Genomic DNA, 24,678 nt, shown 5'->3' on the forward strand with positions numbered 1-24,678 from the left:
AGTCGACGGATGGAACTCAAGACCGTCCTGTTCGAGGTGACCGACCATGTCGCCACGATCACGCTGAACCGGCCGCAGGCCATGAACAGCTTCAACCAACAGATGCTGGACGACTTCTCCGCGATCTGGGACCGGGTCAAGACCGACGACGACGTGCACGTCATGGTGTTGCGCGGCTCGGGCGAGCGCGCCTTCAGCACCGGCATGGACGTCAAGGAGGGCATCGACCGGCAGCCCAATGTCTGGTCGCAGACCGATCCCGGGGAGTTCCTGTCGCCGAAGCTGAACCAGGTGTGGAAACCCCTGGTCTGCGCGGTGCACGGGATGGCCGCCGGTGGCGCGTTCTACTGGCTCAACGAGGCCGACATCCTGATCTGTTCGGACGACGCGACCTTCTTCGACCCGCACGTCAGCTACGGACTCACCGCGGCGCTCGAACCGATCGGGCTGGCCCGCCGCATCCCGCTCGGCGAGACCCTGCGGATCGCCCTGCTCGGCCTGGACGAGCGCCTTTCGGCGGCGCGCGCTCTTCAAATCGGCCTGGTCAGCGAGGTGTTGCCGGGTGACCGACTCTGGGACCGGGCGGACGAGATCGCGCGCATCATCGCCGCCAAACCGCCGGCCGCGATCCAGGGCACGGTCCGCGCGATCTGGGAGTCCCTGGACGCGACCCGCACCCAGGCCCTGCGTACCGGACTGTCGTACACCCAGATCGGCAACCCGATCGGAAAAGCGGAGGTGGACCGCTCGGCGGTACCCCGAGGACGGTGGACACTGCGTTGACACTCCCCTACCCTCCCTAAAACAGTATCCTTTTTTACGAGCTTCTACGGAGGGCTGGCTCTGATGCAGTTCGGCATGCCCTGGCCGGGCCGTGAGGTGGCGCACGAGGCCGAGGAGGCCGGTGCGGGTGCCTTCTGCGCCGGCGAGTTCGTCGACCATGACGCCTACCTCACCCTCGCCGAGATCGTCGCGAACTCCGAGCGCGCCCTGGCTGGGCCCGCCATCGCCTACGCCTTCGCCCGCACCCCGTACGCGCACGCCACCGCGCTGCGCCAACTCCATGCCCAGGCACCGGGACGGCTCTTCCTGGGTCTGGGCAGCGCCGCGTTCCGTATCAACCGCGACTGGCTCGACGTACCCGCCGACCGCCCGGTGGACCGGATCGCGGACACCGTCGGCGCCGTCCGCGCCTGGCTGCACGCGGAGAACGGCGAGAAGGTCCACTACTCCGGCGAGTTCCACTCGATCGACGCCGACGTCCGCGCGCCCGTGCTCGGCCGGCTCGACATCCCCGTCCTGCTCGCCGCGTTCAACACGCGGATGGCCGCGACGGCGGGCCGGGTCGCCGACGGCGTCATCGGGCACGGGCTGTTCACCCGCTCCTGGTGGACCGACGTCGTACGCCCGTCGGTGGAGCGCGGCACGGTCGCGGCGGGCCGCACCGAGCCGCCCCTGGAGCACGGCTGGGTCATCACGGCGGTGGACGACTCCGCTCCCGAACGTGCCGTGGCCGACGCCCGGCGCATGATCGCCTTCTATCTGACGGTGAAGACGTACGACCCGTTCGTCGCCCACCACGGCTGGGAGGGCCCGGTGGCAGAGCTCCGCAAGGCGTTCCGCACCGGGGACACCGACGCGATGGCCGCCGCCGTCACCGACGAGATGCTGACCGAGATCGCCGTGTGCGGGACGACGGCCGACGCGAAGGGCATGCTCGCCCGTCGCGCCGGTTCGCTGCCTCGTGACGTCGGCTATTTCGCACCGCCGAGCTTCCTGGTGAGCCATCGGCGCCGGGCCGCGTACGCCCGGGCCGCGCTCGCCCTGATCGGCGAACTGCCCACGCCGTGAGAGGAGAAGCGGCGGGCGGCACCCTCGGACCGCCCGCCGCTGTCGTCGCGTTCCAGTGCCCTGAAACGCCGTTTTGATGGTCAGGCGCTCTCGGTGACCGGGGCGAGTTTCCTGCTCTTGTCGAAGTGCACGACGTCGGCCAGGGTGCCGCCCAGGATGGCCGCGCGGTCCTCGTCGTTCACGCCCTCGAAGTTCTCGGCGATGCACTCGGCGCTGCTGCGGAAGGTGCCCTCCGCGTGCGGGTAGTCGTTGCCCCACATGACCGTCGAAAGACCGGTGATGTGGCGTGCCTTGACCGCCGTGGGGTCGTCCGCGAACTGCACATGGATCTGGCGCCGGACGTACTCGGTGGGCTTGAGCGGGTAGGGCCACTTGTCGTTGATCGCGAACAGCCGCCCCATGGAGGGCTGTTCGGTCGCCGGACGGTTGTCGTCCCAGAAGCCGAGCCACCAGTCGGGGTCCTGCCCGGTGCCCGTCTTCCAGGCCTTGTCCATGTAGCCCATGAAGGACACCAGCCAGCCGGCGGTGTACTCGATCAGGTTGAAGTGCAGGTCGGGGAAGCGCTCGCACACCCCGCCGCCGACGAGGCTGGCGATGATGCCCTGCGGGCCGGCCACACCGGCGCCGGCCGCGAAACCCATGGTCCGGCCCGCCACCATGTCGTCGGTCAGGTTGCCCTTGCCCATGTTCATGGACGTCATCAGACCCCGGACGGTCTGCGCCGTCCCGGAGACCTGCTCCTTGACCTTCACACCGCCGGTGGCCACGTGGATGAAGACCGGCAGGCCGTGCGCCTGGGCGGCGGCCCAGATCGGGTCGTACTCGCGGGCGTAGTACGGCAGCGGCGGGATCTCGGGGAGCAGGATCGCGCCGAGGCCGAGGCCCGCGATCCGCTCGATCTCGGCCACGGCAGCGGGGACGTCCGTGATCGGGATCGCGGCCGTGGGGCGCAGCCGGTCCTTGTAGGGGAGGTACCTCTCGACGAGGTAGTCGTTCCACACGCGCGCGTGGGCCATCGACAGCTCGTGGTCGTCCGTGAACAGGACGAACAGCGAGAGGTTGGGGAACATGACCGAGGCGTCGACGCCGTCGAAGTTCATGTCCCGGATGATGTGCTCGGGATCGCCGTCCGGAGTCTCCCCGCCGGTCTGGCGGTACTTGGAGATGGTCCAACCGTCGAAGCCGATGGTGTGGAGCTTCTTGAACTCCGTGTGACCACCCGGAACGATCGGCTCGTCCAGGGTGAACTCTTCTTCCCAGAGGGCGCGTTCGCGGAGCTCCTTGGGCAGGCGGGTCTTGAACAGATCGACCGGCTCGATGATGTGCGAATCGCCGGACACGACAAATTCCTTGAACACAGGCGGTACCTCTCTTCGAACTCCGTCGTTCGTAGCCAGAAGGCCGACCCCCAGATATCTGCGAAGTTAGCTGTACCGACCGGTCGAGTCAATAAAAGTCGCACACTCCTGACCCGTCCCTTGTAATTCAGTACACTCATCCCGGGACACACTTGATGAGGAGACGGCTCATGACGACGACGTACTCGTTCTCTTCTCGGCTCTACATCGACGGACGGCACACCGACGGCACGTCGGACGCGCGGATCGTCGTACGCAATCCGGCGACGGAACAGACCATCGCGGAGGTACCGGACTCCTCGCTCGCGGATGTACGGCGGGCGGTCGAGGCGGCGCGGCGGGCCTTCGACGAGGGGCCGTGGCCGCGGATGCGGCCCGCCGAGCGGGGCGCGGTCCTGCTGCACCTGGCGGAGGAGCTGGAGCGGCGGCTGCCTGAGCTGGTCGCCGTGAACATGGCCGAGGCGGGTTCGGTGCGCGCGCTGGCGGAGAGCCTGCAGACCCGGGTGCCGGTGGCCCATCTGCGGGACATGGCGGAGCGGGTGATTCCCGGCTTCGCGTGGGAGCGTCCGCTGGATCCGACGGTCGCGCCGGGCGTCGGCATCTTCCAAGGGGTGCTGCGCCGCGAGGCGTTCGGGGTGTGCGCGCTGATCTCGGCGTACAACTTCCCCTTCTTCCTCAGCATGATGAAGGTGATCCCGGCGCTCGCCGCGGGTTGCACCGTCGTACTCAAACCGGCGCCCCAGACCCCCCTCGACTCGCTGCTGCTGGGTGACTTCGCGGACGCGGCCGGGCTGCCGCCGGGGGTGCTGAACATCGTGACCGGCGACGTCGAGGCCGGCCGGGAGCTGACCACGCACCCGATGGTGGACCTCGTCAGCTTCACCGGGTCGGACACGGTGGGCCGCATGGTGTACGCCCAGGCAGCGGCCTCCATGAAGAAGGTCGTCCTGGAGCTGGGCGGCAAGTCGGCCAACATCGTGCGGGCCGACGGCGATCTCGTCGGCGCCGTGCGTTCCGCGCTGTCGGGGATGACCACCCATGCGGGACAGGGCTGTTCACTGCTGACCCGTACGCTCGTGCACGAGTCCGTCCACGACGAGTTCGTCGACCGGCTGAGCGCGGCTCTCGCCGGGGTCCGGGTGGGCGATCCCGCCGACGCGGCCACCACAATGGGGCCACTCATCAGCGAGGCGCAGCGGGCGAAGGTCGAGAAGCTGATCCGGGTCGGCGAGGAGGAGGGCGCGCGCATCGTCTGCGGCGGCAAGCGCCCGGCCGGTCTCGACAAGGGCTACTTCCTGGAGCCGACGCTCTTCGCCGCCGTGGACAACGCGATGACCGTCGCCCGGACGGAGTTCTTCGGGCCGGTCGGTGTCGTCATCCCGTTCCGCAGCGACGAGGAGGCGGTACACATCGCCAACGACAGCCAGTACGGTCTCGGCGGCGCGGTCTGGAGCGCGGACACGGTGGCCGCGTACGAGATGGCGACCCGGCTGCGGACCGGTGGTGTCACGATCAACGGTGGCAGTGCCGGGGTGAGCCCGCGGTCCGCGTTCGGCGGCTACAAGCAGAGCGGACTCGGCCGGGAGTGGGGCGAGTTCGGGCTCGACGAGTATCTGCAGACGAAGACGGTGAGCTGGGCGGCCCGCTGACCGGTGGGCCGCGCGTCAGACGGTGCGCACCGTCGCCGCGTCACACGGTGAGCACCATCGCCGATCCCATGCCGCCGCCCGCGCACATGGCCGCGACCGCCGTGCCCCCGCCACGGCGGCGCAGCTCGTGCGCGAGGGTGACGACCATGCGCGCGCCGGTGGCCGCGATCGGGTGCCCGAGGCTGCACCCGCTGCCGAAGGGGTTGACCCGCTCGGGGTCGAGGCCCAGTTCACGGGTGGTGGCGACGGCGACCGCGGCGAAGGCCTCGTTGACCTCGAACAGGTCGACGTCCTCGATCCGCAGTCCGGCCCGGTCAAGTGCCTTGCGGATGGCGGCGATCGGGGCCAGTCCGGTCTCGACGGGATCGACGCCGACGCTCGCCCAGGACCGTACGGTGGCGAGCGGGGTGAGCCCGTGCCGGGCGGCGATCTCGGAGGAGGCGACCACGACCGCGGCCGAACCGTCGTTCACCCCACTGGAGTTGCCCGCGGTGATGGAGTAGCCCTCGATGTCGGGGCGCAGCACCTTCAGTGCCGCGAGCTTCTCGATGCTGGTGTCGCGGCGCGGGTGTTCGTCGGTGTCGAACACGAGCTTGACCCCGTCGCGGTCGACGACCTCCACCGGGACGATCTCGTCGGCGAACCGTCCCTCGTCGATCGCCCGCACGGCCCGCCGGTGCGAGCGCAGCGACCAACTGTCCATCTCCGCACGGGAGATGCCGGTCAGCCGGGCCGTGTTCCAGCCGACGAGGGTCGCCATGTCGTCGTTGGGTGCCTCGCGGGTCGGGACGTGCGAGGGCGACCGCCAGCCGTCCTGCCAGTCGTCGGTGCCCGGAATCCGGCGCCGTTCCACTGGAGCGGTCGACGTGGACTGCGTCCCGCCGGCGACGACCGCGCGGTCCATGCCGGCGAGCACGCCAGCGGCGGCGGTCGCCACACTGGCCAGCCCCGAGGCGCAGTGCCGGTTGTGCGCGAGTCCCGGCACATGGGTCAGCCCCGCTTCGATCGCGGCGTAGCGGGCGATGTCCCCGCCTCCGGCCAGGGTCTCGCCGAGCACGACGTCGTCGATCAGGTCGAGCGGCAGCCCGGAGCGCCGCACCGCCTCGCGTACGACGACGGTGGCGAGGTCGAAGGCGCTGGTGTCCCGCAGCGTGCCCCGGCGAGCGGTACCGATCGCGGTGCGGCAGGCGGCGAGCAGAACGGCATCAGTCATGCAATTGATGATACTCAACTCTGCGATAAGGGCGGAAGAACGCCTTGAAGTGACCCTGGATCTCGACCAGCACCCGAAAAGAGGATACCTTCTTCACCGTATCGATCTGCTCTGGACCGGGTGGTGGCTGGTGAACTTCGAGCTCAGCGAGGAGCAGGCCATGCTGCGCGAGGCCTCGCGCGCCCTGCTGTCCGACCGGGCCCCGATCGCCCTCGTACGGGCGTCGATGGACCGCTCCGAGGACGTCGACCCCGAGCTGTGGCGGCTGACGTCCGACCTCGGCTGGCCCGGCCTGGCTCTGCCCGAGGAGTACGGCGGATCCGGCCAGGGACTGGTCGAACTAGCCCTGGTAGCCGAGGAGATCGGGCGCGCACTCGGCCGGGGCCCCTTCCTGCCGACAGCACTCGTCGGCCGTGCGATCGCCTACGGCGGTTCCGAGCGGCTGCGCTCCGAGGTGCTGCCCGCGCTCGCCGCCGGAGACGGCTGGGCGACCTGGGCGTTCGCCGAACCGCACTCCCCTTGGACGCTGGACGGAATCCACGCCTCCGCGCGCACCGACGGGGACGAGGTCGTCCTGGACGGGGTCAAGACCGTGGTGCAGGATGCGGGGGGCGCCAGCCGGCTGCTGGTCACCGCGCTCCACGACGGCGTACCGGCGTTCTTCCTCGTCGACCGCGCGGCGCCCGGAGTCACCGTCCGGCGGCAGCGCGTCCTGGATCCGACCCGCGCCTTCCACGAGGTCCGCCTGGCCGCCGTACGCGTCCCGCTCGACGCGCGGCTCGACGGTGGGCCGGCCGACATCCAGGCCCTGCTCGACGAGGCGTCCGTCCTGCGGTGCGCCGACGCGCTCGGTGTGATGGAGCGGATGCTGGAGCTGACCGTCGAACACACCAAGAGCCGGGTGCAGTTCGGGCGGCCGATCGGCGGTTTCCAGGCCGTCAAGCACGCCTGCGCGGACATGGCGCTGATCGTGCACGGCACCCGCGCCGCGACGTACTACGCGGCGATGGCCGCCGACGCGGGCGTCGACGACACCGCCCGGGCCGCCTGTGCCGCCGCCTCCTACGCCACGGCCGGCACCGGTGAAGTCGGCGCGCGCGCACTGCAGTTGCACGGTGGCATCGGCTTCACCTGGGAGCACGACCTGCACCTCCACCTGCGCCGGGCCAGGGCCGACCGGGTGCTGTACGGGGACACGGCCGTCCACCGGGACCGGCTCTGCACCCTCCTTCAGCGGTCGATCAAGTCCGCCTGAGCGAAAGGGAATCGACCGATGGAGATCAAGGGCAGGAAGGCCGTGGTGTTCGGCGGCGCCTCCGGAATGGGCCGGGCCAGCGCCGAGTTGCTCGCGGCGCGCGGTGCCGACGTCGTCGTACTCGACCGTCCCGCGTCGGCCGGTGCGGAGGTCGCCGCGGCGCTGGGCGGGCGGTTCGAGCCGGTGGACGTCACGGACTTCGAGGCGACGGAGAGTGCGCTGGCGGCGGCCGTCGAGTCGCTCGGCGGGCTGCATGTCTCGATCACGACTGCCGGTGGCGGTACGGCGAAACGGACGCTCGGCCGGGGCGGGCCGCACGACCTCGACACCTTCCGCCGCGTCCTCGACCTCAACGCCGTCGCGACCTTCAACATCAGCCGGCTCGTTGCCGCGCACATGAGCCGCAACGAGCCCGAGGAGCCCGACGGCGAACGCGGTGTCATCATCAACACCTCGTCGATCGCCGCCTTCGAGGGGCAGATCGGCCAGGTCGCCTACGGCGCCGCCAAGGCCGCCATCGCCGCGATGAGCCTCACCATGGCGCGGGACCTCGGTTCGCTCGGCATCCGGGTGCTGGCCATCGCGCCCAGCCTGTTCGACACGGGTGCCGTCGAGAAGATCCCGGACGAGGCGCGGGCGGTCCTGGTCAAGGACGCGGCGTTCCCCAAACGGCTCGGCCGCCCGGAGGAGTACGCCAAGCTCGCGCTCGCCATCGTGGACAACCCCATGTTGAACGGCCAGTGCCTGCGGCTCGACGCGGGACAGCGGTTCGGTCCCAAGTGACCGGTTCCGGGGGCCGGTTGAAGCCAGGACGACGACGGGAGCAGCCGTAATGCCGGAGCACGACGAGCACCAGGGCAAGGTCGCGTTCATCACCGGGGGCGGGCGCGGGTTCGGGAAGGCCTTCGGCGCCGCGTTGTCGGCGCGGGGCGCGCATGCCGTGCTCGCGGACATCGACGGGGACGCGGCGCGGGCCGCCGCCGCCGAACTCACCGCCGCGGGCGGCAGCGTGACGGGCGTGGCCTGTGACGTCGCCGACGAGAGCGCGGTCGAGGCGGTCATCGGCGAGGTCGTCGAACGACACGGTGGTCTCGACATCCTGGTCAACAACGCGGGCCTGCACGCCGCTTACAACCGACCGTTCACCGAACTCGGCCTCGCCAACGTGCGGCGCGTGCTCGACGTGAACGTCATGGGCGTCGTCATCTGCTCACTCGCCGCACAGCAGGCCATGCGGGGGCGCGCCGGTGCCGCCATCGTCAACATCTCCTCGTCGGCGGCCTACGCGAACCGCAGCATCTACGGCGTCTCCAAACTCGCCGTGCGCGGACTGACCGTGTCCTTCGCTCGCGAGTTCGCCGCCGACGGCATCCGCGTCAACGCGATCGCCCCGGGACTGATCTTCACGGACACCGTCCGCGCGGAGCTGTCCGAGGCCGAGGCGAAGCGGGTGTTGGGCGAGCAGATCCTCCAACGGGAGGGCGAGGAACGGGACATCGTCGAGGCGCTGTTGTATCTGGTCTCGTCGAAGGCGTCGTTCATCACGGGTGAGACGTTGCGGGTGACGGGCGGGTTCGCGCTCTCCGTCTAGAGTCACCGTCGGCGACACCGGCCGGCTTCAGGGTCGGATCGGGCTCTTCGCCGCGGGGAACATGCCCGGTCCGAAACCGCGGAACTCCGTGCGCGGGGGCAGGAGTTCGGCTCCCTGCGGCTGGGTGCGCATGCCGTCCAGCAGCAGGCGCAGGTAGCGCCGCCACAGGTCGGGCACCCCGGTCCGGTCGGCGATCGCCGCGACCATGAGCTGGATCATCGGAAGGTCCAGGGGCTCGACGTCGGCCCGCAGCGCGCCCTGTTCCTTGGCGCGGGCGATCAGCGGATCGACCAGGGGCCTGATCCGCCGGTCGACGAGGGCGTGTCGCTGGGCGGCCTTGCCGGTGCCGAGCATGACCTCGCGCAACCCCCGGTCGTGCGCCTGGAGTTCGCACACCTTCTCCAGGCTGGACGCCAGCCCGTGCCACGGGTCGGGGTCGGCGGCGGCTTCCCGGGCGGACGCCTCGACCTGGTCGATCATGTCCTCGAAGACCGCGTCGACCAGCTCTTCCTTGTTGGCGAAGTGCCGGTAGGCCGTCCCCACACCGAGCCCCGCGTGACGGGCGACGTCGTCGAGGGTCGCGGCGAGGCCCCGGTCGCGGAACACCTCGCGGGCGGCGACCATGAGACGGCGGCGATTCAGCTCGGCATCGCGCCGCAGTGGCGGCCTGCCGGGTTCAGCGGGCTCCGCCATGTCAGTCGTCCCGCCTTCCGGATGGTGTCGAACCGTCCGGCTCATCGTACTGCCGCGAGCTGCGCGCCCCTTGATCAGGTTCGGTCCCGGCGCGCACCCCCACCCCCAAACGGAGATTAGATCTCCGTTTCGTGTTACCGTGACGGAACGAAACGGAGATTAGATCTCCGTTTACCGATCCGACATCGGCGGGAGTCGCAGACATGCGCGAAGAGAAGGCACGGCAAGCTCGACGGAGGGGCAGCGCCGCCGTCACGGTCGCCATCGCAGCGGGGCTGGCCTTGACCGCCTGCTCCTCCGGCGGCAACAGCCCGTCCAGCGGAGCGTCCACCACCAGCGCCCGCGCCAAGACGGCCGCCTGCCCCACGGGCTCGGCCGCCGCCGGTGCCGGGACGCCCACCGCGATGCCGTCGGGCAACGCGGGAGGCGTCCCCATGGCCAAGACCATCAAGAAGTCGGACACCGGCACCAGCATCGTGATCGACCCCAAGGGTCCGCAGATCCAGTGCGCCACTTCGGGGATCACCACCACGCACGACATCACGTACTCCTCGCCGACCACCAACGGCAGGAAGAGCGATCTGAAGCTGGACATCCAGGTGCCCACATCCACATCGGGCAAGAAGCCGCTGGTCGTCTACCTGACCGGAGGCGGGTTCGTCATGGCCGACCGCACCGCCAACCTGAATCAGCGCACCTATGTCGCCGACCAGGGCTATGTCGTGGCCAGCCTCCAGTACCGCACTACCAAGGACGGCGCCACCTACAAGGACGCGGTCGCCGATGTGAAGTCCGCGATCCGGTACCTCCGGGCCAACGCGGACAAGTACTCCGTCGACGCCGACCAGGTCGCCGTGTGGGGCCAGTCCGCGGGCGGTTACCTGGCCGCGATGACCGGCGCGACCAATGGGGAGAAGTCCTTCGACGTCGGCGACAATCTGGACCAGAGCAGTCAAGTGCAGGGCGTGGTCGACGAGTTCGGCCCGGCCGATCTGTCCGAGCTCGCCGCCGACTACGACACGGCGGCACAGAAGGCCAACTACGCGGCGGGCAACAGCGCCGCCCAGTGGGTCTACGGCCCCGGCACCAAGAAGTCGGTCGCGGACCGCACCAGTGAGGTCGCGGCGGCCGACCCGGCGACACACATCAGTTCCAAGACGGCACCGTTCGTCCTCTTCCACGGCAGCGCCGACAACCTGGTCTCACCGAGCGAGACCCTTAACCTGCACACGGCACTGCGCGCCAAGGGGATCGAGAGCACCCGCTACGTCCTCGCCGGCGCGGGCCACGGCGACCTGTCGTTCACCGGCGACACCTCGGCCACGCTGCCCTGGTCCACGCAGGAGACGATGGGGCACATCGTCGACTTCCTGGGGCAGCACCTCAAGTAGGCGCGGCCTGCGGTCAGTTGGACCCGGCCCCGAATCCCGCCACGGTTCGTCACTCAATGTGCGGACGGGTGGGTACATCTGACACAGTGTCCCTTCATCCACACATCGGGGGCGTACCGTGTCCAATTCCGCATTTACACCGCCACCGAGGAAGCGCGACTGGAGACTCCTCGGCGCGGTCGCCGCGGGCGTCCTCGTCATCGGCGGCAGCGCAGCCGCCTGCCGCACCGACACCGGCACCGCCGGCGGCGGAAGTACGACGACCACGACCGCAGGCGCGAGCAGCAACGCCAAGACCGGTGGCGAGGCCAAGACCGTCCCCGAATTCGTCGGCATGGGCCTCCAATCCGCCCAGGACGCCGCCCAGAAGCAGGGTTTCCACAGCCTCACCTCCCACGACTCGCTCGGCCGCGAACGCCATCAGATCCTCGACCGGGACTGGAAGGTCTGCTCCCAGAACGTGAAGGCCGGCACCACCACGTCCACGGACACCCGACTCGACTTCGGCGCGGTGAAACTCGACGAGACCTGCCCGGCGAAGGACCAGTCGGCACCCGCGCAAGCGGCCGATAAAATGCCGGACTTCAAGGGAAAGTCGGTGAACACGGCGCGCGACGCACTCGCCTCCAGTACATCGATCACGGTCAAGGACGCGTCCGGGAAAGGCCGTTACGTGCTGGTGGAGTCGAACTGGCAGGTGTGCGCGCAGAAACCACCGGCCGGGACGACGCTGAGCGGACAGCCGGTGGAGTTCTCCGTGGTGAAGTTCGGGGAGTCCTGCCCGTAACTCCCGTTACGGCAGGTGCCGTTCAGGCCTCCTCGTCATGCCCCGCGGCCCGGACGCCGTAGTCGGCAAGGCCGTACGGCGAGGGCGGTGGTGGCGTCGGCGATGGCCTCTTGCTTGCGGGCAAAGACGGTGGCCTCGGAGACGCGTGCCCCGCGGGCGATCTCGGGGACCCGCACGGCGTCGGACCCGATCACGAGGGCGAGCGGTACCTCATCGCTCCCCGCGGCAACACCGAGTGGCCGTAACCAGCGTGCCGCGAGGAACGACTTTCGTCAACTTCCCGATCCCGCCGACCGTCCCACGTTCCGCGTCGTCGGCTCTCCCGGGCCGGGTTGATGGTGTGCGGCCAGTTCTCCAGCGGTAGCGGGCGGGGTCGGCCCGCGACCTCCCTGCCCAGCGAGAACACGAACGACAGCCCGGGCGCTATGCGGTGTCGCGGAGTCGCTCCCGCAGCAGCGCAGCGCCGGATTCGGCGAGCCAGTCCGTGAGCGTGCGCAGTCCGGGATGGATGACGCGCAGCGCCTCGATGTCGGCGTGCCAGCGTGATCCGGCTGCCCAGCGATCGCGGGCCTGTGCGATCTCGGGGTTCAGCGCGGCGGCCTCGGCGCTGGTGATCTGCTCGTAGCGCACCGTGACTCCGGTGGCCGCGCTGATCGCGGCGACCGCCTCGGTCGGGGTGGGGGCGTCCCCGGCCAGTTCCAGAGTCCGCCCCGCGAAGCGGTCCGGCTGGTCGAAGGCGAGCGCGGCGAACTCGGCGATGTCCTCCACCGCGATGATCTGGGCAGGTTCGTCCGGCGGGAAGACGTGCCGGTGCACGCCGCCGGCGATGCCGTCGAGGCCGATGGGCGCGGAACCGAGGTAGTTCGACATGAACCGCACCGGGCGCAGCACGGTCACCGACCGGATCCGCTCACGCAGATAGTCCTCGATGCGCTTCTTTGCTTCGGAGCCACCGGGGCGACCCGGCGTGGATGCCACGCCCGTGAACACGACGTGCTCGACGCCTACGGCGGCCGCGGCATCGGTCAGTGCCCGGCCTCGGGCGAACTCCCGCTCCATGTCGGGCCCGGCCGGTCCGAAGGCCGCGGGCGGCACGGCGAACAGCGCCGTTGCACCCTTCAGCGCCGCGGGCAGGCTCGACGGGTCGTCGAAGTCGCCACGGGCGAGCTCGGCCCCGGCGTTTCCAAGTGCCTTGGCAGCGGGAGCCGTTGTGTCCCGTACGAGTACGCGCACCGGTCTGCCGGCCGCCAGGAGCCGGCGTGCGGTGGCGCCGCCCTGCCGGCCGGTCGCACCGGTCACGACGACCAAGCGGTCAGTGGTCATGTTGTCCTCCACCCCGGGATTGTCGGTGGGCACGGTGGGGTTCGGCCCGGGGTCGATGTGGAATGCTGCACCCGGTTGAGTCAGACGGACAAGGGATTACGTGACATGACCGCACCTCCCCGTGACGTCGGTCGGGCCGATGCCCGCCGCAACCGTACGAAGGTGCTCGCCGCCGCCTCGCGGGCGTTCGACGAACAGGGCCTGGACGTCTCGCTCGGCTCGATCGCACAGCAGGCGGGAGTCGGCGCCGGCACGGTCTACCGGCACTTCCCCAGCAAGGAAATCCTGCTGGAGGCCGTACTTGTCCAGCAGATCGACAACAGGGTGGAGGCCGCTCGGCGATGGGCTGCCCGGACCGACCCTGTCACCGCGTTCTTCGGCTTCCTCCTGGAGGTGGTCGTCGCATCCCACGGGCGCAAGCGCGCCTGCGACGCCTTGACGACGGAGACGAGCTGGCCGCGCCCCGGCCTGGCCGCCTCGGCGCGACGGTTCCGCCAGGCACTCGACGAACTGCTCCGCGCGGCCCAGCGGGCCGGCGGGGTCCGCGCCGACGTCAGTGCGGACGATGTCGCCGCGCTCACCGTCGGGTGCGCGACGATATGGGCCGCACACCGCGACCGGAACGGCGGCTCCCGCATGGTGCGGCTGGCACTGGAGAGCCTGCGGAGTCCCGTGTCCGTCACGGAAGGGCAGGTTTTTCGTGACGGACATGGCGCTCTTCGCTCCGCGCCGCTGTGCGAGGAGTGCGGGACCCAGCTGGAGTCCCGGACCACCGGCCGCCCGGCCCGCTACTGCGGAGCAACGTGCCGACAGCGAGCACGTCGCCGCCGCCTCGGACAGGCAACGGCTTCCTGATGCAGGGCAGTGACTACAGGCTGGTACGCGTTCGATAGAGCCGTACGGCCAGCGGTGCGAAGACGGCGATCAACGCGAGCGAGTAGACGGTCGTCGCGAGGACGGGATGCTGCAGGGGCCAGGCGTGCACCTCACTCGCCGGATTCGGATTCCCGAACAGTTCCCTGATGGCGGCGGAGAGTGAGCTGAGCGGATTCCAGTTCGCCACCAACCGCAGCCAGGACGGCATGCCCGAGGTGGGGACGAACGCACTCGACACGAAGGTGAGGCCGAGCATCAGCAGGACGCCGAACTGCTGCACTCCCTCGGCGCTGCGGAACACCATGCCGAGACAGGCCATGCCCCAGTTGAGGGCGTAGGCGAACAGCAGGACGAGGACGAAGGCCTCCGCGGCATGTCCGGCATCGGTGTGGATGCGCCAGCCGATCGCCAGTCCGGTCACGGCGAGGACGATCACCGCGATGACGGTGGTGAGCAGGTCCGCCAGGCTCTGCCCGGCCAGAACGCCGGCCCGGGACATCGGGAGGGACCGGAAACGGTCGATGATCCCGTTCGCCATGTCGTGGTTGACGGCGCTCGCGGTACCGGTCGACGCCGACGTCATGGTCATCGCGAACATGCCCGGAATCAGGTAGTCGTGGTAACTCACGCCGTTCGGCAGCGCGATGGCTCCGCCCACCACGTAGGCGAAGAGCAGGGTGAACACCACGGGTGTGAGTGTCACGTCGATCAGCGACTCCGGCTCGCTCAGCGTCCGGGCCAGGTTCCGGCGGGTCAGCACCAGCGTGTCGTTGATCAGTCTGCGGAACCGGCCGACCGAACCGAGTCCCGAGTCGAGGTCGGGGGCGGCGGTCAGGGTGGTCATGTGGTGGTCTCCAAACGGCATGGGGAAGATGGGGTGCGGAGGGGGAAGAGGTGTGGAGGGCGCCTTCAACCGGCCGTGGCCACGACGTCGTTGTCGTCCACCGCCCGGCTCTCGACCGTCACGTGACCGGTCAGCGCGAGGAACACGTCGTCGAGGGAGGGCCGTCGGACGGAGCAGTCGTCCAGGCTGACGCCCTGCGCGATCAGCGCCTCGACCACCTCGGTGGCCAGCCGGGGCCGCGCGGTCACGGGCACCCTCACATGGCGCGTCGCCGAGTCCGTGGTGGCGGGTCCGGTGCCGAAGCCGTCCAGGATCAGGGCCGCCGTGTCGAGATCGTCGCCGGGTGAGACCGCGATCTCCAACTGGGCCCCGCCCAGAACGGACTTGAGTTGGCTCGGGGTGCCCTTGGCGATGGTCTCGCCCCGGTCGATCACCACGATCTGGCCGGCCAGTTGATCGGCCTCCTCCAGATACTGGGTGGTGAGGAAGATGGTCGCTCCGCCGGCCACCAGTTCGCGGATGACCTCCCACATCACGTTCCGGCTGCGTGGGTCGAGTCCGGTCGTGGGCTCGTCGAGGAAGAGGATGCGCGGGCGTGACACCAGGCTGGCGGCGAGGTCGAGACGGCGGCGCATACCGCCGGAGTAACCCTTCACCGGCCGCCCGGCAGCCGCCAAGAGGTCGAACTCGTCCAGCAGTTCCTCGGCCCGCTCGTGCGCCGCCCGGCGGCGCAGTCCGGCCAGCCGACCGATCATGACGAGGTTGTCGCGGCCGCCCTGGAACTCGTCCAGCGCCGCGTACTGGCCCGTCAGGCCGACGGTCCGGCGGACGGCGGCGGGATCCCCGCGTACGTCGTGACCACCCACCCGCACTTCCCCGCCGTCGGGTTTGAGGAGTGTCGTGAGCACCCGGACGGTCGTGGTCTTGCCTGCGCCGTTGGGCCCGAGGACCCCGACGACCGTGCCGGCCGGAACCTCCAGGTCGACGCCCTTGAGGGCTTCGTGATCGCCGAAACGTTTGACGAGGCCTTTGACGCTGATGGCGATGTCGTTTCGCACAGAGACAGCCACGGACTTCTCCTCACCGGACAAGGGACTGGGCCGAGTGACCGACCGACGGTCCGGGCGACCGGATCCGGCCCCCGACTTGCTACTGTGCAGGTGAAAAACCGGGCTCACCGTAAAGCATTTCCTGGACGCCTCACTGAGCCCTTACTTGCCAAACGCTAGGGCGTGCACTTGCCGATCGTCAAGGAGAGTTCTGTCGTCATGGCCAGTCGGACAACGAATGACCAGGTCAGCAAGAGGGAATCCGGTTCCGGCGGTACCCGCGACCGGCTCCTCTCCGTGGCCATAGAGCTGTTCACCACGCAGGGATACGGCGGGACGTCCCTGCGCGAGATCGCCGAGCGCCTGAGCGTGAGCAAGGCGGCGATCTACTACCACTTCCGCACCAAGGAGGACATCGCGCGGGTCATCGTGGAGCAGATCATGGAGGTGAACGGCGGCATCGCGGACCGTCTCACCGTGGCGGGCAAGGACACGGGGGCGTGGCAGCGCGCGTTCGACCAGATCATCGAGATCGCCCTGACGAACCGCCGGCTGTTCATGGTCTGGGACCGCAACGACGACGCCTTCCAGAAGCTGTTCGCCGACGACCCGGTCCTCGGGCCACGGATCGAGGCCCAGGGCGCGCCCCTCGCCGCACTGTTCGCCGACCCGTCCCTGCCCCCCGCCGACCGGATCCGGCTCGGCTGCGCCTTCGGCGCCATGATGGGACCACTGGTGATGTACACGTCCTTCTACGAGGACCTGAACACGGACCTGCTGCGGGAACACATCCGCACCGCGGTCGCCACTCTGCTGCGGGACTGACAGCCGTTTCCACGGCGGCGGAAGCGCGGCGGGCCGGACGGGCACAGCGGCGCCGGGACGCCCGGCGCCGCTGTGCCCGGCGGACAATCGTCCCCAACACCTCATGGCGAAGGGGTGGGGGGGGGGGGGGGGGGGCGGGGCCCCCCCCCCCCCCCGGGGGGGGGGGGGGGGGCGCCCCCCCCCCCCCCCCCCCCCCCCGCTCAAGATCTTCATCGATCGTGCAGACCTGACCCGGGCCCGAAGATCACGATCTACGGCTGGAGTGCTACGTGCTCGCCAGTTCGGCTGGTTCCACCGCCGTCGCTGCGGCCTCTTCCTCTTCTGATTTCACGGCGCGCAACAGCACGATCGGTGTGGCGATTTTCCAGATGAAGTACACCACCGTGGGAAGGACGTTCGCGAGGAGCCCGTTCCAGGCGAAGGGGCCGGTCTTGGTGAGGAAGACAAAGGCACCCGGGATCAGCAGAACTCCGAGGACCAGGTTGAGATATCCGAACCAGCGCGGGAACACCGGCTTGGCCCGGTCGTCGACGAGTGCCGCGTAGCCGATCGACCAGACCTGGAGGACGAATATGCAGGCGTTGCCGACCAGCATGAGCCAGTAGATGTCCGACATCGCGTAGAGCACGTCGGGCGAATGGCTCTCCGGTCGATAGGCCGCCGCCGCGAGTATCGCGATCGGGAAGAAGAAGCCGATCGGTGCGACGACGCCGGTAAGGAGCTGGATCATGGACAGCAGACCCCACCCGCCCTCGATACGGCGCATCTGCATGCTGGTGACCACCACGAAGGGGTACTCGAACGGCACGACGAGGACCATGATCGCGGCGCAGGCGAGGATGCCCGTCTGATGGTCGGTGAGGAATTTCACGACGCCCTGGGCGTTCTCCGTCGGGTCCATCGGCGTGATGAGATGGCCGACGGAGAAAGCGACGGCGAATCCCAGCAACAGTACAAATCCGCACCAGGCAGAGATGCGTTCCAGTCTGAAATGCAGGTCTTGTCGCATCAGCGGATCTCCTTTGATCTCGCGATCGAGCGGCTCATTGTGTTCTTTGCGCTCTCGCCAGATGTTCTTGGTTCTCTTACCAGCCGACGAGGCTGTCCAGCAGCAGGTTCGTACTCGACAGATAGTCGCCGTAGCCGCCGCGGAAGAAGAGCAAGGGGGTCTTCATCGACTCGACGCGGAGTGTGCGGACCCGTCCGACGACCAGTTGGTGGTCGCCGAGTTCGACGATTTTCTCGACGGAGCAGTCGACCCAGGCGACGACTCCGTCCAGGACGGGATTGCCGAGCGGGGAATCCTGCCAGTCGGCGCCCGCGAAGCGGTTCGGGCCGCCGGCCATCCGCCGGGAGAGGCGTTCCTGGTTGCCCGCGAGCGCGTTGGCGCAGAACCGCCCGGCCTTCCGGATCGTCCGCAGGGTGTTGGAGGAACCGTCCACCAGGAAGGACACCAGGGGCGGTTCCAGGGACACGGACATGAAGGTTCCGACGATCATGCCCTGGGGTTGCCGGTCGCTGTCCGTCGTGGTGATGGCGACCACGCTCGTGGGGAAGTGCCCCAGCACCTCACGGAAGTAGCGCCCCTCGATGGCGTCCGTCACGGCCCCTCCTTGTTCTCGCACGTTCTCTACGGCCCGTCAGATCAGGACGCGCATCGCCTCGGGCAGCTCAAGTCCCATCTGCGCAAGGGCGTTGGCGTGGTACGCGGATCCGGGGACATGGATCATGTGCTGGAGTCCCACGTGCGCGTCCCGCCAGAACCGCTGCATCGGGTTGTCTCGCCGGATCGCGTTGCCGCCGGACCGTACGAAGATCTCGTCCAGCGCGGAGACGGCACGCCAGGCGCAACGGACCTGGTTGCGGCGGACGTTGGACCGGTCCTCGATGCTGACGGGCTTCCCGGCCTCGACCTGGTCGTACAACCGGCTGATGCCGTCGATCAGTTGGACCCGGGATGCGGCGATCTCCGCCGCGGCCTCCCCGGCGGCGTACAACACATAGGGGTCGTCGCGTACTTGGACCCCGGTCACGGCGACGCGGTCGCGCTGCTGGGAGAGGTGGAGGTCGAGCGCGCCCTCGCAGATGCCGATGACGGCGGCGGTGATGCCGAGGGGGAACATGGAGCTGAAGGGCAACTTGTAGAGGGTGTCGGTGAGTCCGACCGCCTCGGCGGCGCTGCCCTCCTGGACCGTCTCCTGCTTGATGGTGCGGTAGGTGGGGATGAACGCCTTGTCTACGACGACGTCCTTGCTGCCGGTACCCGCCAGGCCGACGACGTCCCAAGTGCCGTCGATGATCTCGTAGTCGGAGCGCGGCAGCACGACGTGGAGTACGGAGATCGGGCCGGCCGGCCTGCCCTTGCCGTCGCCGACCAGCGCGCCGAGGAAGTCCCAGTCGCAGTGGTCGCTGCCGGAGGAGAAGGGCCAGCGTCCGCTGAGGACGTATCCGCCCTCCACCGGGTCGGCGATGCCGTTGGGCATGTACGGCGAGGCGATCCAGGTGTCCGGGTTCTCGTCCCACACCTCGTGCGCGAGCCGGGGGTCCAACTGGGCCAGTTCCCAAGGGTGTACGCCGACGACTCCGCTCACCCATCCGGCGGCCCCGTCGTGCCGTGCTACGGCCATCACCGCTTCCGCGAAGTCCCGGGGGTGGGCGCTGTAGCCGCCGAACTCCTTGGGCTGGAGGAGCCGGATCACGCCTGCCGAGCGGAGCAGTTCGACCGTGCGGTCGCTCAACTTGCCGAGTTTCTCGTTCTCTTCGGCGAGCGCGGCCAGTTCGGGCCCGAGATCCTCGACACGGTTGACCACTTCGTGCGTCACGCCGCACACCTCCTGCTGCCTGATACCTCGCAAGTGCCGCACACGCGCGGCGGGATGATCCCAGTGTCATTTCCTGGACCGAGCGTTTGCTGGCCGGTTTCCGCTGACCGGGACTTAAGGATCAGCGGGTGATACGAGGTCGCAGCGCCATGCTGGAGCGGCCCTTGAGAGCGGACAGCCAGACACCGGCCCCGTAGGCGAGGTCGTCGAGGCGGCGCGCGACGCCGTAGCGGACCGGGTCGAGATGGGCCCGGTCGCGCCGGTACTCAAGAGCGATGTCGGCCAGCGCGGCCAGTGCGGCGGCCCTGCGTACCCGGCGGGACGCCACACAGCCGACGACCGTGAGAGGCCACCAGTGCCGGTTGAGCAGGGCCGACGTCTGGGCCACGGCGGCCAACGCCCCGTTGGCCGTGAGCCGCGCGGCGAGCCGGTGCGGGTGCCCGGTGCCGTCGAGTTTGCGGCCGATTCGGAAGGTGACGCCCACAAGGACGGCCCCGGCGACGGGGACCGACCAACGCCGCTGGGCGAGCAGGGCGGTGACGAACGCGGCGCTCCAGGGGGCGAACATGGCCGGGGCGATGAATCGCGGATGGCGTGCGGCGAGAGGCTGCGCGCCGGTGCCGTAGACGGCCTTGCGGAGCAGCCAGTCGCCGGCCCGCGCGCGGTGTTCGTGGGCTGCCTCGGCGGCCGGTTCGTAGCGCACGCGTCGGCCCTGTTCGATCAGGCGCCAGCACAGGTCGACGTCCTCGCCGACCCGCATCCGTTCGTCGAAGCCGTCCTTCAGCGCGTCCACCCGTGCCACGACGCAGGCCGTGGACGCCCAGGAAACGGGGCTGCCGGGGCGGACTCCGGCCGAGTGGGCGCCCAGGTCGAGGGAGGAGCGGGCGTTCTCGTAGCGTTCGATCCAGGTCGGGGCGGCGGAGGGCAGCCCGGTGATACGGGGTACGGCCATGGCGACGGCGGGGTCGGCGAAGTGCCGGAGGAGGGTGGGCACGGTGTCGGGGGGCAGCACGATGTCGGAGTCGGCGAACACGACGAAGGGGGTGGTGACGAGCCGCAGTCCGACGTTGCGCGCGGCGGCCGGACCCACGTTCGTCGTCAACGGAACCAGCGTGGCGCCGTGTTCGGCGGCTACGGCGGCGACGGCCCTCGGGTGCCGTGACGCGTCGTCGACCACGATCACGGGGTGATCCTCGCCAACACTGCTGAGCAGCCGGGCCAGTTGACGTGGGCGGTCGCGAACCGGCACGACGACCGTGCAGCGGGGATCGGTCGGCAGAGGCAGCGAGGCTACGACGGGATTGACCATCCCGAGGTCGAGGAGCCGGTCCGCGAGCAGCGCGCTCGCCGCGCCCCGCACCCGCAACATCCGCCCGCTGAGCAGCCGCCTGGCCCGTGGGGTCAATCGGATCAGGCGCGTTGGGAAACCGCCGACGAGGGCCCGGCCGCCGTCCACCACCCGGGTGTGCCGGTCGAGTTGGACCAGGAAGCCGACGGGCAGCGTCACGGCCGCACGACCTGGTGGGGCGACTTCCCCGGGACCGGTTCGGCGAGGCGGCCCCGGGCGTCCACGGTCCAGGCGGCGATCCGGCGGACGGCTGCCGACACCATCATGTCCATCGCCTTGCGTCCCTCCGCAGCCGAGGCGCCGGTCGGGTCGCCGAGGATGCCGGAGGGGGAGACCGCGCGGACCCCGTGGGCCATCAGGTCCGGGAGGAGGACGGCGAGCGGCCGGGTGTCACCGACGACCGCCGCCTCCAAGTGCACGTGGTTTGGGGCGAGATGGAGCATCACCGAGGTCTCGGTACGACCGGCGTGCGCGTCGCCTCCCGGAACGGCGCAGCCGGTCCAGGCCACGTCATGGCCTTCGGTGCGCAGCAGACGCAGGGCGGCGTCGAGGGTGGCGGTGTTGCCGCCGTGGCCGTTGACGAGGACGATCCGCCCGGCCCACAGGGACAGCGAGCGTACGGCCTCCACCAGCACCACGCGCAGCGCTTCGTGGCCGATCGAGACGGTGCCGGGGAAACCCGCGTGCTCGCCGCTGGCACCGTAGCGGAGCGTCGGCGCAACCAGCGCCCCGGGCACGGCAGTTGCCGTTCGACGCGCGACGGCCTCGGCGATGACGCTGTCCGTGTCGAGCGGCAGGTGCGGGCCGTGCTGTTCGGTGGACCCGATCGGCAGCAGGACCAGCGCGTCGGACGGCACGAACGGCCAGGCGGTGTGGGCGAGTTCGGTCGCCGGGCCCCCGACCATGCTCAGGCGGCCGGGGCGTCGCGGCCCAGAACGAGGGGGAAGCCCGGCGGGATGACCAGGTCGTCCGGCGTCAACTCGTGGACGGAGGAGTGCCCGAGGCCCAGGACCGCCGAGTCGAGTCCGCTGCGCAGGATGTCCAGGACGTTCTCCACACCCGCTTGCCCGTTCGCGGCCAGGCCCCAGAGGTAGGCACGGCCGATCAGCACGGCGCGGGCGCCCAGGGCGAGGGCCTTGGCCACGTCTCCGCCCCGCCGCACACCGCCGTCGAGGAGGACTTCGATCTGCGCGCCGACCGCGTCCGCTATGGCGGGGAGCACGCGGATGGTGGCGGGGGTGGTGTCGAGGTTGTTGCCCCCGTGGTTGGAGACGGACAGGGCGGACACTCCGGCGTCGACGGCCCGCTTGGCGTCGTCCACGCGGGTGACTCCCTTGAGCAGGAAGGGCCCGCCCCACTCCTTGCGCAACCACGCCACGTCCTCCCAGGTCGGGGGTGTGGTCTGCATCCACTCGCCGTAGGCGCCGAAGAAGGTGGGGGACTCGCCGCCCGGGGGCCGCAGGTTGGGGACCGAAAGGTCGGGCAGGCGGCGGGACTTGGCGAACCGGAGCAGCCAGCCGGGGTGGGGCAGCACGTCGGGCGCGAACTTCAGCATCGTCTTCAGATCGAGCTTGTCCGGGATGGAGGGACTCCCCCAGTCCCGGCCGTGGGAGAAGGACCAGTCGAGGGTGACGATGAGCGCCTTGGCACCGGCCGCCCTGGCCCGGTCCATACGCTGCACCATCGTGGCGCGCGTGCCGCTCCAGTAGAGCTGGTAGAAGAGGTTCGGCTGCACGGCGGCGACTTCCTCAACCGGCTTGCTGGCGAAGGAACTCAGGCCCATCACGACGTCCCTGTTCGCCGCCGCCCGGGCCACGGCCACCTCGCCCTCGGGGTCCACGGCCTGCACACCGGTCGGCGAGATGAGCACGGGGAGGGAGGTGGGTACTCCGAGCACGGTCGTGGACAGGTCGCGCTCCGCGTGGTGGCCGACGACCCTGGGTGCGAAGCCCAGTTGGGCGAACGCGGCCGTGTTGTCGTCGATCGTACGACCGCGCTCCGAGCCCGCGACGAGCGCGCCGTAGACCGTGCTCGGCAGCCGTCTCTTCGCGCGGCGCTGTGCTTCGGCGACCGTCTCGAACCAGGGGTTCCTGCCCATGACGTGTTCTCTTCTCTCGCGGTCTAGGTGAGGCGCAGCCCGGCCAGCGGGTCCTCGGCGCAGTCGGTGACCGGGGGCCGTTCCAGGTCCCGGCGCCGGGTGAGGACGAGGTCCACGGGCCGTCGCCGGGAGTGGTCGGCGGACGGCTTGGGCAGGTCTCCAACGCCCTTGGGACGCTTGGCCAGTTGCTGTTCGCCGTAGCCCTGCACGCACTCGGGGTCGGGGCCGTCCAACGGCAGTCCGGTGAAGAACTTGGCGGCCATGCAGCCGCCCTTGCAGGTGTCGTAGAAGGCGCAGGACGCACAGGCTCCGCCGTGCTGCGGGGCGCGCAGCCGCGTGAACAGCTCCGAGCCGCGCCATACGTCGGTGAAGCCGCCGGGTGTGCGCACGTTGCCGGCGAGGAACTCCTCGTGGATGGCGAACGGGCAGGCGTAGACGTCGCCGACCGGGTCGATCAGGCAGACGACGCGTCCGGCGCCGCAGAGGTTGAGGCCGGGGAGTGCCTCGCCGTAGGCGGAGAGATGGAAGAAGGAGTCGCCGGTCAGCACGTTCTCGCCGTGGGCCAACAGCCATTCGTACAGCTCGCGTTGCTGGGCGGCGGTCGGGTGGAGGTCGTCCCAGACGTCGGCGCCGCGCCCGGAGGGACGCAGCCGGGTCAGGCGGAGTTGGGCGCCGTAGCGGTCGGCGAGGGCCTTGAACTCGTCGAGTTGGGGGATGTTGTGGCGGGTGCAGACCACGGACACCTTGAAGTTGCGCATGCCTGCGGCGGCGAGGTTCTCCAGTGCCCGCAGCGCGGTCGCGTACGAACCGGCGCCGCGTACCGCGTCGTTGACGTCCGGGGTCGCTCCGTCGAGGGAGATCTGGACGTCGACGTAGTCGTTGGCGGCGAGGCGGCGGGCGGCCTCGGGGGTGATGCGGACGCCGTTGGTGGAGAACTTCACGCCGACGTGGTGGGCGGTGGCGTAGTCGAGGAGTTCCCAGAAGTCGGCGCGGACGGTGGGCTCGCCGCCGCCGATGTTGACGTAGAAAACCTGCATGGCCTCCAACTCGTCGATGACGGCCTTGGCTTCGGCGGTGGACAGCTCGCGCGGGTCGCGGCGTCCGGAGCTGGAGAGGCAGTGGGTGCAGGCCAGGTTGCAGGCGTAGGTCAGCTCCCAGGTGAGGCAGATCGGCGCGTCGAGTCCGGATTCGAAGAGGTCGACCAGCCGGGTCGGTTCGGCGGTGGCGGTCATGGGGTCCTTCCGACGAGCATCGACGACTCGGCGAGGGCGGCCAACGCCCTTCCGTAGCGCGGCAGTTCGGCCTCCTCGACACCGGCCGCCAGACACGCGGCGCGGGCCGTCGGGGCGTCCGCGAGGGACTCGACGACGGCGAGGAGTCTGCGGTCCTTGAGGAACGTCAGCCTGCGGGTGCCGAAGTGGTAGAGCAGCGCGCCGAACGGTTCGGGGCGTACCGAGACTTGGGGATGCAGCCCGAGGGCGCGGTCGAGGGTCGGCGCGGTCGTGCGGGCGGGCCTAGTAGACACCGCACATGCCGTCGATGGAGATCTCCTCGATGAGGTCGTCGGCCTCGATCAACTGCTGTTCCGTGACGGGCTCTTCGGCCTGGTTCTCGTTGGCCGGGACGGTCGGTACGGACTGGAGTTCGTTCATGCGACTCTCCCTGAGCATCCGGCTGGGCATCCGGGCGGCTGCGCGGTCGACAG

General features: G+C 69.9%; 26 protein-coding genes. 10 read left to right on the top strand and 16 right to left on the bottom strand.

From position 1 onward, the window contains the following. Nucleotides 1-9 precede the first annotated feature (9 nt). Nucleotides 10-783, top strand: coding sequence for an enoyl-CoA hydratase/isomerase family protein (locus ACIRRY_RS29370; RefSeq protein WP_403978146.1), 774 nt, complete (start codon nt 10-12; stop codon nt 781-783). Nucleotides 784-846: 63 nt separating this feature from the next. Continuing rightward, entirely contained in the window at nt 847-1,851 is a 1,005-nt protein-coding gene (locus tag ACIRRY_RS29375; protein ID WP_403978149.1) for an LLM class flavin-dependent oxidoreductase, read from the top strand. Nucleotides 1,852-1,931: 80 nt separating this feature from the next. On the opposite strand, the gene ACIRRY_RS29380 is transcribed toward ACIRRY_RS29375, so the two are convergent. After that, a complete protein-coding gene (locus ACIRRY_RS29380; protein ID WP_403978152.1) occupies nt 1,932-3,191 on the bottom strand; it encodes an amidohydrolase family protein in 1,260 nt (419 codons plus the stop codon). A gap of 188 nt (nt 3,192-3,379) precedes the next feature. Here ACIRRY_RS29380 and ACIRRY_RS29385 point away from each other — a divergent pair, with 188 nt between their 5' ends. Further along, the gene (locus ACIRRY_RS29385; RefSeq protein ID WP_403978155.1) at nt 3,380-4,858 is read left to right on the top strand and encodes an aldehyde dehydrogenase family protein; all 1,479 of its coding nucleotides are present in this window, start codon (nt 3,380-3,382) and stop codon (nt 4,856-4,858) included. Between the two features lie 40 nt (nt 4,859-4,898). Here the strand turns inward: ACIRRY_RS29385 and ACIRRY_RS29390 are convergent, their stop codons facing one another. Further along, nucleotides 4,899-6,071 carry a thiolase family protein gene (locus tag ACIRRY_RS29390; RefSeq protein WP_403978158.1) on the bottom strand — a complete coding sequence of 391 codons (1,173 nt, stop codon included), beginning with the start codon at nt 6,069-6,071 and terminating at the stop codon, nt 4,899-4,901. Between the two features lie 130 nt (nt 6,072-6,201). On the opposite strand from ACIRRY_RS29390, the gene ACIRRY_RS29395 reads away from it, so the two are divergent. Genes ACIRRY_RS29395 through ACIRRY_RS29405 form a run of 3 tightly spaced genes read left to right on the top strand, consistent with a single transcriptional unit; the run spans nt 6,202 to nt 8,917 of the window. After that, a complete protein-coding gene (locus ACIRRY_RS29395; RefSeq protein WP_403978161.1) occupies nt 6,202-7,326 on the top strand; it encodes an acyl-CoA dehydrogenase family protein in 1,125 nt (374 codons plus the stop codon). Nucleotides 7,327-7,344: 18 nt separating this feature from the next. Continuing rightward, complete coding sequence (locus tag ACIRRY_RS29400; protein ID WP_403978164.1) at nt 7,345-8,109, top strand: SDR family NAD(P)-dependent oxidoreductase; 765 nt, start codon at nt 7,345-7,347, stop codon at nt 8,107-8,109. A 49-nt stretch (nt 8,110-8,158) separates the two neighbouring features. Next, nucleotides 8,159-8,917 (top strand): SDR family NAD(P)-dependent oxidoreductase, encoded by a 759-nt coding sequence (locus ACIRRY_RS29405; RefSeq protein WP_403978167.1) that lies wholly within the window; start codon nt 8,159-8,161, stop codon nt 8,915-8,917. Between the two features lie 27 nt (nt 8,918-8,944). On the opposite strand, the gene ACIRRY_RS29410 is transcribed toward ACIRRY_RS29405, so the two are convergent. Beyond that, nucleotides 8,945-9,610, bottom strand: coding sequence for a TetR/AcrR family transcriptional regulator (locus ACIRRY_RS29410; RefSeq protein WP_403978170.1), 666 nt, complete (start codon nt 9,608-9,610; stop codon nt 8,945-8,947). A 203-nt stretch (nt 9,611-9,813) separates the two neighbouring features. Between ACIRRY_RS29410 and ACIRRY_RS29415 the strand changes: the two genes are divergently transcribed. After that, nucleotides 9,814-11,001: a prolyl oligopeptidase family serine peptidase gene (locus ACIRRY_RS29415; protein ID WP_403978173.1), complete on the top strand. Its 1,188-nt coding sequence runs from the start codon at nt 9,814-9,816 to the stop codon at nt 10,999-11,001. 118 nt (nt 11,002-11,119) lie between these two features. Continuing rightward, complete coding sequence (locus tag ACIRRY_RS29420) at nt 11,120-11,788, top strand: PASTA domain-containing protein (RefSeq protein ID WP_403978176.1); 669 nt, start codon at nt 11,120-11,122, stop codon at nt 11,786-11,788. A gap of 35 nt (nt 11,789-11,823) precedes the next feature. Here ACIRRY_RS29420 and ACIRRY_RS29425 read toward each other — a convergent pair whose 3' ends face one another. Together ACIRRY_RS29425 and ACIRRY_RS29430 are read right to left on the bottom strand one after the other, a co-directional pair. After that, nucleotides 11,824-11,982, bottom strand: a complete 159-nt coding sequence (locus tag ACIRRY_RS29425; protein WP_403978178.1) for a hypothetical protein — start codon at nt 11,980-11,982, stop codon at nt 11,824-11,826. A 229-nt stretch (nt 11,983-12,211) separates the two neighbouring features. After that, nucleotides 12,212-13,111: an NmrA/HSCARG family protein gene (locus tag ACIRRY_RS29430; protein WP_403978181.1), complete on the bottom strand. Its 900-nt coding sequence runs from the start codon at nt 13,109-13,111 to the stop codon at nt 12,212-12,214. 105 nt (nt 13,112-13,216) lie between these two features. Between ACIRRY_RS29430 and ACIRRY_RS29435 the strand changes: the two genes are divergently transcribed. Beyond that, nucleotides 13,217-13,966 (top strand): TetR/AcrR family transcriptional regulator, encoded by a 750-nt coding sequence (locus ACIRRY_RS29435; protein WP_403978183.1) that lies wholly within the window; start codon nt 13,217-13,219, stop codon nt 13,964-13,966. Nucleotides 13,967-13,979: 13 nt separating this feature from the next. Here the strand turns inward: ACIRRY_RS29435 and ACIRRY_RS29440 are convergent, their stop codons facing one another. Both ACIRRY_RS29440 and ACIRRY_RS29445 read right to left on the bottom strand, forming a co-directional pair. Then, nucleotides 13,980-14,831: an ABC transporter permease gene (locus tag ACIRRY_RS29440; protein ID WP_403978185.1), complete on the bottom strand. Its 852-nt coding sequence runs from the start codon at nt 14,829-14,831 to the stop codon at nt 13,980-13,982. Between the two features lie 65 nt (nt 14,832-14,896). After that, nucleotides 14,897-15,901 (bottom strand): ATP-binding cassette domain-containing protein, encoded by a 1,005-nt coding sequence (locus ACIRRY_RS29445; protein WP_403978188.1) that lies wholly within the window; start codon nt 15,899-15,901, stop codon nt 14,897-14,899. Nucleotides 15,902-16,099: 198 nt separating this feature from the next. Between ACIRRY_RS29445 and ACIRRY_RS29450 the strand changes: the two genes are divergently transcribed. Then, entirely contained in the window at nt 16,100-16,705 is a 606-nt protein-coding gene (locus ACIRRY_RS29450; RefSeq protein WP_403978191.1) for a TetR/AcrR family transcriptional regulator, read from the top strand. 265 nt (nt 16,706-16,970) lie between these two features. On the opposite strand, the gene ACIRRY_RS29455 is transcribed toward ACIRRY_RS29450, so the two are convergent. The 9 genes from ACIRRY_RS29455 to mftA all read right to left on the bottom strand — a co-directional run bounded on the left by ACIRRY_RS29455 (nt 16,971) and on the right by mftA (nt 24,625). Beyond that, complete coding sequence (locus ACIRRY_RS29455; RefSeq protein WP_403978194.1) at nt 16,971-17,714, bottom strand: hypothetical protein; 744 nt, start codon at nt 17,712-17,714, stop codon at nt 16,971-16,973. A gap of 76 nt (nt 17,715-17,790) precedes the next feature. Next, nucleotides 17,791-18,309, bottom strand: coding sequence for a flavin reductase family protein (locus ACIRRY_RS29460; protein WP_403978197.1), 519 nt, complete (start codon nt 18,307-18,309; stop codon nt 17,791-17,793). Between the two features lie 36 nt (nt 18,310-18,345). After that, entirely contained in the window at nt 18,346-19,527 is a 1,182-nt protein-coding gene (locus tag ACIRRY_RS29465; protein ID WP_403978200.1) for a hydroxylase, read from the bottom strand. A 121-nt stretch (nt 19,528-19,648) separates the two neighbouring features. After that, nucleotides 19,649-21,034 (bottom strand): mycofactocin biosynthesis glycosyltransferase MftF, encoded by a 1,386-nt coding sequence (gene mftF, locus ACIRRY_RS29470; RefSeq protein WP_403978203.1) that lies wholly within the window; start codon nt 21,032-21,034, stop codon nt 19,649-19,651. After that, a complete protein-coding gene (mftE, locus tag ACIRRY_RS29475) occupies nt 21,031-21,780 on the bottom strand; it encodes a mycofactocin biosynthesis peptidyl-dipeptidase MftE (protein ID WP_403978206.1) in 750 nt (249 codons plus the stop codon). The genes mftF and mftE overlap by 4 nt, the downstream gene beginning before the upstream one ends. 2 nt (nt 21,781-21,782) lie before the next feature. Further along, the gene (mftD, locus tag ACIRRY_RS29480) at nt 21,783-22,973 is read right to left on the bottom strand and encodes a pre-mycofactocin synthase MftD (protein WP_403978209.1); all 1,191 of its coding nucleotides are present in this window, start codon (nt 22,971-22,973) and stop codon (nt 21,783-21,785) included. Between the two features lie 23 nt (nt 22,974-22,996). Then, nucleotides 22,997-24,205: a mycofactocin radical SAM maturase gene (gene mftC / locus ACIRRY_RS29485; RefSeq protein WP_403978212.1), complete on the bottom strand. Its 1,209-nt coding sequence runs from the start codon at nt 24,203-24,205 to the stop codon at nt 22,997-22,999. Continuing rightward, complete coding sequence (mftB, locus tag ACIRRY_RS29490) at nt 24,202-24,498, bottom strand: mycofactocin biosynthesis chaperone MftB (protein ID WP_403978215.1); 297 nt, start codon at nt 24,496-24,498, stop codon at nt 24,202-24,204. Before mftB ends, mftC begins: the two co-directional genes overlap by 4 nt. Further along, on the bottom strand, nt 24,488-24,625 hold the full coding sequence (mftA, locus tag ACIRRY_RS29495) for a mycofactocin precursor MftA (RefSeq protein WP_200677138.1): 138 nt from the start codon (nt 24,623-24,625) through the stop codon (nt 24,488-24,490). The genes mftB and mftA overlap by 11 nt, the downstream gene beginning before the upstream one ends. Nucleotides 24,626-24,678: the final 53 nt, after the last annotated feature.

The organism is Streptomyces sp. NPDC101776 (assembly GCF_044766845.1).
Taxonomy (GTDB): domain Bacteria; phylum Actinomycetota; class Actinomycetes; order Streptomycetales; family Streptomycetaceae; genus Streptomyces.

Coding starts and splice junctions, on each gene's coding strand:
- ACIRRY_RS29390 (WP_403978158.1), bottom strand. CDS start 6,071: ATGACTGATGCCGTTCTGCTCGCCGCCTGCCGCACCGCGATCGGTACC.
- ACIRRY_RS29385 (WP_403978155.1), top strand. CDS start 3,380: ATGACGACGACGTACTCGTTCTCTTCTCGGCTCTACATCGACGGACGG.
- ACIRRY_RS29410 (WP_403978170.1), bottom strand. CDS start 9,610: ATGGCGGAGCCCGCTGAACCCGGCAGGCCGCCACTGCGGCGCGATGCC.
- ACIRRY_RS29455 (WP_403978194.1), bottom strand. CDS start 17,714: ATGCGACAAGACCTGCATTTCAGACTGGAACGCATCTCTGCCTGGTGC.
- ACIRRY_RS29405 (WP_403978167.1), top strand. CDS start 8,159: ATGCCGGAGCACGACGAGCACCAGGGCAAGGTCGCGTTCATCACCGGG.
- ACIRRY_RS29450 (WP_403978191.1), top strand. CDS start 16,100: ATGGCCAGTCGGACAACGAATGACCAGGTCAGCAAGAGGGAATCCGGT.
- ACIRRY_RS29375 (WP_403978149.1), top strand. CDS start 847: ATGCAGTTCGGCATGCCCTGGCCGGGCCGTGAGGTGGCGCACGAGGCC.
- mftE (WP_403978206.1), bottom strand. CDS start 21,780: ATGGTCGGGGGCCCGGCGACCGAACTCGCCCACACCGCCTGGCCGTTC.
- ACIRRY_RS29430 (WP_403978181.1), bottom strand. CDS start 13,111: ATGACCACTGACCGCTTGGTCGTCGTGACCGGTGCGACCGGCCGGCAG.
- mftD (WP_403978209.1), bottom strand. CDS start 22,973: ATGGGCAGGAACCCCTGGTTCGAGACGGTCGCCGAAGCACAGCGCCGC.
- ACIRRY_RS29415 (WP_403978173.1), top strand. CDS start 9,814: ATGCGCGAAGAGAAGGCACGGCAAGCTCGACGGAGGGGCAGCGCCGCC.
- mftA (WP_200677138.1), bottom strand. CDS start 24,625: ATGAACGAACTCCAGTCCGTACCGACCGTCCCGGCCAACGAGAACCAG.
- ACIRRY_RS29440 (WP_403978185.1), bottom strand. CDS start 14,831: ATGACCACCCTGACCGCCGCCCCCGACCTCGACTCGGGACTCGGTTCG.
- ACIRRY_RS29435 (WP_403978183.1), top strand. CDS start 13,217: ATGACCGCACCTCCCCGTGACGTCGGTCGGGCCGATGCCCGCCGCAAC.
- ACIRRY_RS29370 (WP_403978146.1), top strand. CDS start 10: ATGGAACTCAAGACCGTCCTGTTCGAGGTGACCGACCATGTCGCCACG.
- mftC (WP_403978212.1), bottom strand. CDS start 24,205: ATGACCGCCACCGCCGAACCGACCCGGCTGGTCGACCTCTTCGAATCC.
- ACIRRY_RS29400 (WP_403978164.1), top strand. CDS start 7,345: ATGGAGATCAAGGGCAGGAAGGCCGTGGTGTTCGGCGGCGCCTCCGGA.